Here is a 9105-nt window from a genome sequence, read left to right as displayed (position 1 = left end):
TTGCTTGAATAGCTCAGTTGGTAGAGCAATCGGCTGTTAACCGATCGGTCGTAGGTTCGAGTCCTACTTCAAGCGCCATGGCCTGTTGGAGAAACGGTTAACTCACATGCCTTTCACGCATGCATTCACGGGTTCGAATCCCGTACAGGTCACCATTTAAAAAATATCCAGAACATTAAGTTCTGGTTTTTTTGTTTTTATGATTAATTTGTAAATGAGATATGAGTTAATCCAATAGCATGATTATTTAAGATGCCGGCAATATAAGTTAAGATTTGCCGCTGACTAGTTGTGTAAACATCATAAAATGAGTTAATAAAAAATAAGCGGTTCGAATCGCCTTCATAATTTAACATCCATTTTATTGATTCGACAAAATTGCCATGAAACTGCGGCTTTTGAATAATTGGATGGTAACTGGAAGTATTTTCTTCTTGATAAATCTTATCTAAATAAGTTGCATTGTTTTTGCAGTCAGCAGAATAGTTTTGGAGCTTTATTTTAATCTCGTTAGTTGGTGCAATTGTGGCAATTAATTCATAGTTAGCTGCTGCATAGAGCTGATTGTAAATTAAGTTTTGTAAGACTGTATTATTCATTTTATCACCTGCTTTATTATATGCATTCTTTTTGTAAAGATAACCAGTAATCTTGTTTAGTTAACTGATAAAGTTCGATATCTAAAAATTCACCATTTTTATAACCATATTTTTTAAAAGTAACCACATGATTAAAATGATTTTTTTCAAGTAAGCGAATACTTGATTTATTACGAGTAAATACGCGGGCAATAATAATTTGAATGTCATAATTAGTAAAAGTGTAGTTAAGCATTATTGACATAGCTTTTTGCATAATCCCCTGGTGCCAGTACGGTTCACCTAGCCAATAGCCAATTTCACCTAGATGACTATAAATATCCTGGCCAAAGCTTAGGGAGATTGCCCCACATACTAAATCATTTACTGTTATGGCAAATTCTAAAACGGGGATATTAGTTTGTTTCGTTAATAAAATATGATTTTTAGCATCTTCTAGAGTATAAGGATAAGGAAAGTTATCGTTTAAGTTTATCGATACATTAACATTATTAGCCATCATCATTAACTGGATAGCATCGTTTTCTTGATAAGGACGTAGTCTTATTTGCATTTTTTCACCTCTTGTATATTCTTTTAATCATGTTATACTAGTTAATATTAATTTAAGGAGTTGAAAAATAATGTCATATCAGATTATTAAACTGTTTGTTTATGTAATATCAGTAATGTTATCAATGTGGGGCTTGACTTGTTTTAATTATGATCATTTTATTCATAAAGGTAAGGTCCGTGAGTTTTATTTGTTTTATTTGATTTGTTCGTTAGTGCTTGGTTATTTATTAGGTTCGTTTTTATTGGAATTTGCGACAATTCATTTTTAACATAATTATTAAGGCTCTTTCATATGATTAATTGAGGTAATCATATGAAAGAGATAGGTGTTAAAATAGGAATTGTTTTTTTTATTTTAGTTGTCTTTTTTTCAATTAAAGTAAAAAATAATTATCAAGAAAAAACAATTGATGGTAAAACTAGTGAAGAAGAAAAAGTGGTTGAAGTAGCTGTAACGATCGATGATAAAATCAACTATATTAATTTAGATGATTATTTATTAGGGGTAGTGGCGGGGGAAATGCCGGCTAATTTTGAATTAGAAGCATTGAAAGCGCAAGTCGTTGCCAGCAGGACGTTTGTTTATAATCGTAATTTAAGTGTTGATAATACAACTAATTCCCAGGTTTATTTAACGAAAGAACAGATGCAAAAAAACTGGGGCGATAAATATGATGAGTATTGTCAAAAAATCACTACAGCAATTAAACAAACTAATAATGAAGTAATGAAATATGAAGGTAATTATATTAGTGCGCTGTTTTTTTCATCAAGTAATGGTTTGACGGAAAATGTTGAAGATTATTTTGAATCTAGTGCCCTGCCATATTTAAGAAGCGTTGATAGTCATTGGGATTTAACGATTGATCCAAGTAATAGTCGTGAAGTTAGTTTTACTAAAGCGCAGTTAAAAGAAAAATTTAATTGTGATGATCTTAATTTTAATATTATCGCTTATAAAAAAAGTGGTCGCGTTGCTACGTTGAGTGTCGGGGGAAAAAATTATACGGGTCGACAGGTTCGAGAACTGTTAGGACTTGCTTCAAGCTGTTTTGAAATAGAATATCGTGATGGTAAATATGTTTTTAAAACTTTAGGCAGTGGTCATGGTGTCGGAATGAGTCAATATGGTGCTCAAGGCATGGCACTTGAAGGCAGTGATTATAAAACGATTTTAAATCATTATTATACTAATATTGAAATTGTAAATAATTAGTATAAACCTAATTTTAGTGGAAACACTACAAATGAGGTGAAATAATGAAACTTTTTATTAAACGTAATCGGCGAGTGTTTTTGTTTACGGCAGTAGTTATCTTCTTTTTGTTTGGGGTTGGAATTGTCCAGTTGATCGTCAATCAGTATCAGCCTTATAGTGATACAGCGGTTGTTAAGGTTGAAGAAGACCCTAAAGATGAAAATCAGGATCAAGAAGATCCTCAGGCTCCTAGTGAAAAGTTGATCAAGCCAGTTGATGACAAAATAGAAATAGTAAAAAAATTTTATGATGCTAGTTTATCTGATGAAGAATTAGAAAAGGCGCTAGTTTACTTTGAGGGCGTATATCGACCTAACTTAGGAATTGATTTTTCTAATAATGGTCAATCTTTTGAAGTAAAAGCTGCTTGTTCAGGAACGGTTACGAAAAAAGAAAATGATGCTTTGCTTGGCTGGATCGTTACGATTACAAACGAATCTGGTGTCGCTACAACTTACCAGTCACTTAGTGAAGTCAGTGTTGAAAAAGATGCTATAGTAAAACAAGGTGATAAGATTGGCACTAGTGGTGAAAATGTTTATGAGTCGGAGTTAAAGAATCATTTACACTTTATTTTAGAAAAAGATAACCAGGCGTTAAATCCGGAAAAATATTTCAATCAGGAGCTATCAAAAATCGCGGTATAATCAACCAAATAGTGATAATTAAAAAAATTATCGCTATTTGGTTTTTTACCTTGTAAATAAAAAAAATCATGGTACAATAGTTAAGAAAAAACAAGGAGGACGTATAATGGCATTATCAAAAGAAATTGGTATCGACTTAGGTACTGCAAACATTTTAATTTATGTCAAAGGTGAAGGTATCGTAGTAAATGAACCTTCTGTAGTTGCAATAGATGAAGAAACAAAAAAACCTCTAGCTGTAGGGCAAGAGGCTAAAGATATGTTAGGAAAAACACCAGGAAGAGTAAAAGCAATCAGACCATTAAAAGATGGAGTTATTGCTGATTTTAGAATTACAGAAATCTTAATTACTCATTTTATTAATAAATTAAACTTAAAAGGAATCTTTTCAAGACCAACGATCTTGATTTGCTGTCCATCAAATATTACTTCAATTGAAAAAAGCGCCATCAAAGATGTTGCTGAAAGATGTGGAGCAAAACGTGTATTTATTGAAGAAGAACCAAAAGTGGCTGCAATTGGAGCTGGTTTAGAAATTTCTAAGCCAACAGGTAACATGGTAATCGATATTGGTGGGGGAACTACTGATATTGCCGTATTATCATTAGGAGATATCGTAACAAGCAGTTCATTAAAAATTGCTGGTGACGTAATGGATGAAGATATTATTAAATTTGTTAAAGACAAATATAAATTATTGATTGGTGATCGTACAGCTGAACAAATTAAAATGCAAATCGGTATCGCAATCAAAGGAATTAGCGATGAAACATTTGAAGTTAGAGGGCGTGATTTAGTAACTGGTTTACCACATACAATTACAATTACTGCTGATGAAACTGAATTAGCTTTAAGAGAAACTTGTCAAACAATCGTTCGAGAAACTAAGCACGTTCTAGAACAAACACCACCTGAATTAGCTGCCGATATCGTATCTAGAGGTATCTTCTTAACTGGTGGGGGTGCTTTATTGACAGGATTAGATCGTTTATTAGAAAACGAACTTGGTGTACCAGTATTTGTAGCTGATGATGCATTAAATTGTGTTGCTAATGGCTGCGGAGTAATGTTAGAAAATACTCATTACGTAAAATAAAACATTAAGTGTGAAGCTTTGCTTTGCACTTTTTTATTTTCTGAAAGTGAAAATGAATTAAGATATATTGACACTTTAAAGTAGAGGGGCTAATATTTAAAAGCAAAAAATATTTATGGAGGGAATTATGCATCCTAAGTTAGTTATTTTTGATGTTGATGGATTACTTTTAGATACCGAAATTGTCTGGTATCAAGCCTGGCAGGAAATAGGCAAAAAACATGGTGTTAGTGATTTAGGAAAAACAATCTTTTTAAATTGTGTGGGACGAAATGGACAGGAATCTAAAGAAATTGTTTTACAGGAATTAAATAAATATTCACTTTCATTAGATATTATGGATGAAGTTAGTATATATGGAAGAAGTATTTTAGATAATCATATTGATGTTAAAAAAGGAGCTTTTGAATTATTAGAAAAACTAGATCAGTTAAAAATCAAAAAAGCAGTAGCTACTGCTACTAGCCGTGAGTTAACAGTTGAGCGATTGACAAGATTAAATTTAATCGATTATTTTGATTATCTTATATGTGGAAATGAGGTAAATAAAAGAAAACCGGATCCGGAAATTTATTTAAAAGTGTTAGAACATTTTCAAATTGATAGTCAAGAAGCATTGGTTTTAGAAGATTCTTTTGTAGGAGTTGAAGCAGCAAATCGAGCCAATATTCCTTGTATCATGGTTCCAGACCTGGCTAAAGCTACTAAAAAACAAGAACAAGAAACAATTGCGATTGTTGATTCGCTAGTAGAAGTTATGGAAATGTTTAAATAAGGGGGAAAATGAATTGAATAGTCAAGATACTAAATTAATCAATGGGGTAATTTGGAAACAGTTACTTGTTTTCTTTGTCCCTATTTTAATTGGGACTTTTTTCCAGCAGCTATATAATACTGTTGATACGATCATTGTTGGTCAGTATTTAAAGACAACGGCTTTAGCAGCGGTTGGCTCAACCGGTAATTTAACGAATTTAGTCGTTAATTTTTTTGTCGGTTTATCATCAGGAGCAACGGTAGTTATTGCTCAATATTTTGGCAGTGATAATCATCAGGGGGTATTTAAAGCGGTTCATACATCATTTGCTTTATCGTTAGTGTGTGGATTATTGATGAGTTTGTTTGGCTGTTTGTTTGCTTATCAAAGTCTTGATTTGCTTGGAGTACCTAAAAATATTTTAGGGGATGCTGCTTTATATATGCAAATTTATTTTTTAGGAATGATTCCTTCAGTTATTTATAACATGGGTGCCGGGATATTAAGAGCAGTAGGTGATTCCAAGACACCTTTATATTATTTGGTTGTTTGTACGATTATTAATGTTGTTTTCGATTTTGTTTTTATCGCTTATTTAAATATTGGGATTGCGGGAGCGGCTTTAGCAACGATCATTGCTCAATTTGTTTCAGCTGTATTAGTTGTTAGAAAGCTAATTAAAGCAACTGAATCTTATCAATTAGTAATTAGAAAAATTGCTTTTGATTATCCGATCTTAAAACGGATTATCAAAATTGGGATACCAGCTGGATTACAATCAACAATGTATTCAATTTCTAATTTATTATTACAAACTAAAATTAATTTATTTGATACTAATACAATTGCTGCCTGGGCAGTATATATTAAAATTGATGCTTTATTTTGGATGGTATCAGGCGCTTTTGGATCTTCAATTACTACTTTTGTGGGTCAAAATTATGGTGCTGGCATGCATCAGCGAATTAAAAAAGGAATTAAAACGTCACTGGCGATGTTCTTTTCAGCCGCTATTTTGTTAAGCTGTCTACTTTCATTATTTGCCAGCCAAGTAAGCAGTTTATTTTCTAGTGATCCTAGTTTGATTACAAACTGTAATGAGATAATTCACTTTTTAACACCGTTTTATTTTACTTATTGTATCGTAGAAATATTATCAGGAACAATGCGGGGTTGTGGTGATTCTTTTAAACCAATGCTACTTGTTTGTGGTGGAATTTGTTTGTTTAGAGTAGTTTGGGTGTTGTTTGTTACTCTTACTACTTTTAAGATGATCATTGTGTCTTATCCAATTTCCTGGGCCCTTACATCATTGTTGTTTGTTTTATATTATTTTAGGTTTAAAAAAGTGTATTTGCATTAATTATAAATAGGGAATTTTATATAACCAGGATAATTTCCTGGTTATATTTGTTTTTAAATAAGTGAATTATAGTTCTTATTTATAATTGTTATTTATGAAATATTGATTATTTTTATTGACGGGTTATTTTAAATAATCCGGCTTTGTTTTATTGTCGAAACAACTTTTATGTATTAAAATATATATAATGGCAGGTGATTTGATGTTATTTACATATAAGCAGATTGCACTATTAAATGCAACAGAAACTAGTATTTATCAATATGTAATTAAAAATATACCTGATGTAATTAAAATGTCAGTTAGAGATTTAGCTAAAGCTACCCATGTTTCTACGGCGACAGTAGTTCGGTTTTGTCAAAAGCTGGATTGTCAGGGGTTTGTGGAATTTAAAACAAGATTAAAATTGTTTAATGAAGGGTTGCTGTTACCAGATATTGATGATGAAATTGATCTTATTTTAGATTTTTTTAATTATGCTCGCAGTGATGATTTTAAAGCTGATATTAAAAAGTTTGTTGAATATGTTGAAACTGCTCAGGTAATAACTTTTTTGGGGATTGGGACAAGTGGTTTGCTTGGGAAGTTTGGGGCTCGTTATTTTTCTAATGTTGGTTATTTTTCTCAGGGAATTGATGATCCATATTGGCCGCCACCAGCTACTGGTGATAGTAAACATTTATTGATCGTTCTTAGTGAAAGTGGTGAAACTAGAGAAATAATTGATCAAATTAAAATGTACCAGCGGCAAAATACTAAAATCGTTTCGATTATTAATTTGCCTAACACGACAATTGGTAATATGAGCGATTTATGTATCAATTATTATATTAAAGATATTATCTTACCACAAACTTATAATATCTCTTGTCAAATACCAGTAATGTATATTTTAGAACGAGTGACACGAGAATTACAAAATAATCAAAAAAGATCGTTACCGTTAAAATTTACTAGTAGGAATTTATAGACTGATCGTTATGATTAGTCTTTTTTTGTTACAAAGAATGTAACGGGTTACAGGAATCAGCGAAATTATTTAATTAAAAATAAGATTATGGTAATTTATAAATATGATGTAAATGTGTTAAAAAAGTAAAAGATAATGCACATTAACTTGGAAAGGAAGGAAAAGGATGAAAGTGAAAACATTGAAAAAGATATTGGCGTCGGTCTTAACGCTAATAATGGTACTTGGAGTAGTAACGATTAAGCCGGTAGTAGCTCAACCGTTATCAATTCCAGAATTTGATGAAAATAAAACTTATGCTATTGTAGCCAGCTCAACTAATAAAGCAGTGCAAGTGCGTGAAGTAACTTGGAATGATAGTGGAGCTGTATATGTAGATGGCAAAATATCAAATGACAAAGCTAAAGCTAAAGTGGCGTTTAATATCAGTAAACAGGATGATGGTAAATATGCTTTTGCTTCAGTTGGAAATAATGGAGCTTTATTAAAATGTGAAAATACATTAGGTAATGGTATTTCTTTTGTTTTCAATTATGATACAAGCGTTGCCAATGATCATAAGTTTACGATTGAACCAGTTGATACTGGTTATAAGTTAAAAAGTAATAGTGGAGTTTATTTAGGAATTAATCAAGATGGACGCTTAGATAAAGTTAGTGATGATGAAGCGGAAATCTTTAATTTTAAGGAAGTTGCAGTAGTTGATGAATATGTTTATATTGAAAATGTAGCTACTAATAAATTAGTAAGTTTTGCTAACCAGCAAAACTTACAGCCAGTAAAAGTAACTGGAGATATTAATAATATTAGTGATAATGAAAAGTTTATGCCTGAATTTACTACTAATGATAATTATATTATGAGCGATGTTTCTGGTGCTATCAACACTGTTGCTTTAAAATCTAAAAGTAATCCTAATATGGTAATTATTTCGGCTAACTGGCAAGATGGGGCGGTTAGTGCGATTGTTGGAAAAGAAACTAATCCTGGTGGTTGGGAATCAATTGTAATTGAACCAGCCGGAAATGGACAGGTATATTTAAGAAGTTCATATACTCATGAATATATTACAGTAAATGAACATGATGAATTAGCATTAACCGATAAAACGATTGATAGTTTAACTGATCGGGAGAAGTTTGTTGTTCATAGTGATGTGGCTCCTAATACAATCGATGATTTAACGATTGATAGTGCTAGTCGCACACAAACGACTTTAGATTTAACATGGACTAATCCAGTTTGTATTTATAGTGAAATTGAATTGTATCAAAAAGGACCAAATGATCAGTTCTATAGTAAAATCGATACTTTGACAAAACAAAGTGCTTATCAGGTTACGGGATTAAAACCTGGTAATGAATATAGTTTTAAATTAAAAGTTATAAATGGAAATGAATCTAGTGAAAGTAATGAAGTAAGTGCTAAAACTCGAGTTGGTGAAAAACCAGCGACACCTACAAATATTAAACTTAATAAGGTAGGTAATGATAAAGTAAAAATAAGCTGGGATGCAAGTGAAAATGCAACTCACTATCAATTGCAATGGGCTAAAAGTGCTTATGGTACATATAGTAATATTGAAAAATTGGTAAGTGATACTTCAATTGAAGTAGCTTTGACAGGTAATAAATACGAAAATTATTATTGAGTTGTTGCTATCAATAATGGTAATAACCAAGAATTAAGTGATGAAGCGGAATATTCAGATGTATCACGTTTTGTTTCTTTAGAAACAGAGCTATTTGGTAATCATACTATTATTTTTTCACCACATGATGATGTAAAACAAATTGATACTGTTTTACAAGATTTATTCAATCAACAACATGATGCAAATGAAGATGCCCAGTTTAAAGC

At 31.5% G+C, this 9105-nt stretch carries 10 protein-coding genes and 2 tRNA genes; 10 read left to right on the top strand and 2 right to left on the bottom strand.

What is annotated here, in order from left to right; all coding sequences use genetic code 11:
* Window positions 1-2 precede the first annotated feature (2 nt).
* Both J7M77_RS06575 and J7M77_RS06570 read left to right on the top strand, forming a co-directional pair.
* Window positions 3-78: transfer RNA gene (locus J7M77_RS06575), tRNA-Asn, on the top strand.
* A 1-nt stretch (window position 79) separates the two neighbouring features.
* A tRNA-Glu gene (locus tag J7M77_RS06570) sits at window positions 80-155 on the top strand.
* Between the two features lie 48 nt (window positions 156-203).
* Here the strand turns inward: J7M77_RS06570 and J7M77_RS06565 are convergent.
* Entirely contained in the window at window positions 204-599 is a 396-nt protein-coding gene (locus tag J7M77_RS06565) for a hypothetical protein (protein WP_296877037.1), read from the bottom strand.
* Window positions 600-615: 16 nt separating this feature from the next.
* Window positions 616-1152, bottom strand: coding sequence for a GNAT family protein (locus J7M77_RS06560; RefSeq protein WP_296877036.1), 537 nt, complete (start codon window positions 1150-1152; stop codon window positions 616-618).
* Window positions 1153-1222: 70 nt separating this feature from the next.
* Between J7M77_RS06560 and J7M77_RS06555 the strand changes: the two genes are divergently transcribed.
* The 8 genes from J7M77_RS06555 (at window position 1223) to J7M77_RS06520 (ending at window position 8896) form a co-directional block, all read left to right on the top strand.
* Window positions 1223-1423 carry a DUF1146 domain-containing protein gene (locus J7M77_RS06555; RefSeq protein WP_296877035.1) on the top strand — a complete coding sequence of 67 codons (201 nt, stop codon included), beginning with the start codon at window positions 1223-1225 and terminating at the stop codon, window positions 1421-1423.
* 44 nt (window positions 1424-1467) lie between these two features.
* Complete coding sequence (spoIID, locus tag J7M77_RS06550; protein ID WP_296877034.1) at window positions 1468-2370, top strand: stage II sporulation protein D; 903 nt, start codon at window positions 1468-1470, stop codon at window positions 2368-2370.
* A gap of 44 nt (window positions 2371-2414) precedes the next feature.
* A complete protein-coding gene (locus J7M77_RS06545; RefSeq protein ID WP_296877033.1) occupies window positions 2415-3059 on the top strand; it encodes a M23 family metallopeptidase in 645 nt (214 codons plus the stop codon).
* A 106-nt stretch (window positions 3060-3165) separates the two neighbouring features.
* Window positions 3166-4155, top strand: coding sequence for a rod shape-determining protein (locus J7M77_RS06540; protein WP_296877032.1), 990 nt, complete (start codon window positions 3166-3168; stop codon window positions 4153-4155).
* Window positions 4156-4282: 127 nt separating this feature from the next.
* Entirely contained in the window at window positions 4283-4930 is a 648-nt protein-coding gene (locus tag J7M77_RS06535) for an HAD family phosphatase (RefSeq protein WP_296877031.1), read from the top strand.
* A gap of 13 nt (window positions 4931-4943) precedes the next feature.
* The gene (locus J7M77_RS06530) at window positions 4944-6275 is read left to right on the top strand and encodes an MATE family efflux transporter (protein ID WP_296877030.1); all 1332 of its coding nucleotides are present in this window, start codon (window positions 4944-4946) and stop codon (window positions 6273-6275) included.
* Between the two features lie 202 nt (window positions 6276-6477).
* Complete coding sequence (locus J7M77_RS06525; RefSeq protein ID WP_296877029.1) at window positions 6478-7245, top strand: MurR/RpiR family transcriptional regulator; 768 nt, start codon at window positions 6478-6480, stop codon at window positions 7243-7245.
* A 166-nt stretch (window positions 7246-7411) separates the two neighbouring features.
* Window positions 7412-8896, top strand: coding sequence for a fibronectin type III domain-containing protein (locus J7M77_RS06520; protein ID WP_296877028.1), 1485 nt, complete (start codon window positions 7412-7414; stop codon window positions 8894-8896).
* Window positions 8897-9105 lie beyond the last annotated feature (209 nt).

This window comes from Thomasclavelia sp. (assembly GCF_017889095.1).
Lineage (GTDB): Bacteria > Bacillota_I > Bacilli_A > Erysipelotrichales > Coprobacillaceae > Thomasclavelia.
The sequence above is the reverse complement of the archived record's forward strand: the minus strand, read 5'-3'. Positions and strand labels throughout refer to the sequence as shown.

Bases quoted from the DNA above. Each gene is read 5' to 3' on its own strand.
- J7M77_RS06540 (WP_296877032.1), top strand. From the start codon at position 3,166: ATGGCATTATCAAAAGAAATTGGTATCGACTTAGGTACTGCAAACATT.
- J7M77_RS06565 (WP_296877037.1), bottom strand. From the start codon at position 599: ATGAATAATACAGTCTTACAAAACTTAATTTACAATCAGCTCTATGCA.
- J7M77_RS06535 (WP_296877031.1), top strand. From the start codon at position 4,283: ATGCATCCTAAGTTAGTTATTTTTGATGTTGATGGATTACTTTTAGAT.
- J7M77_RS06560 (WP_296877036.1), bottom strand. From the start codon at position 1,152: ATGCAAATAAGACTACGTCCTTATCAAGAAAACGATGCTATCCAGTTA.
- J7M77_RS06545 (WP_296877033.1), top strand. From the start codon at position 2,415: ATGAAACTTTTTATTAAACGTAATCGGCGAGTGTTTTTGTTTACGGCA.
- J7M77_RS06520 (WP_296877028.1), top strand. From the start codon at position 7,412: ATGAAAGTGAAAACATTGAAAAAGATATTGGCGTCGGTCTTAACGCTA.
- spoIID (WP_296877034.1), top strand. From the start codon at position 1,468: ATGAAAGAGATAGGTGTTAAAATAGGAATTGTTTTTTTTATTTTAGTT.
- J7M77_RS06525 (WP_296877029.1), top strand. From the start codon at position 6,478: ATGTTATTTACATATAAGCAGATTGCACTATTAAATGCAACAGAAACT.
- J7M77_RS06555 (WP_296877035.1), top strand. From the start codon at position 1,223: ATGTCATATCAGATTATTAAACTGTTTGTTTATGTAATATCAGTAATG.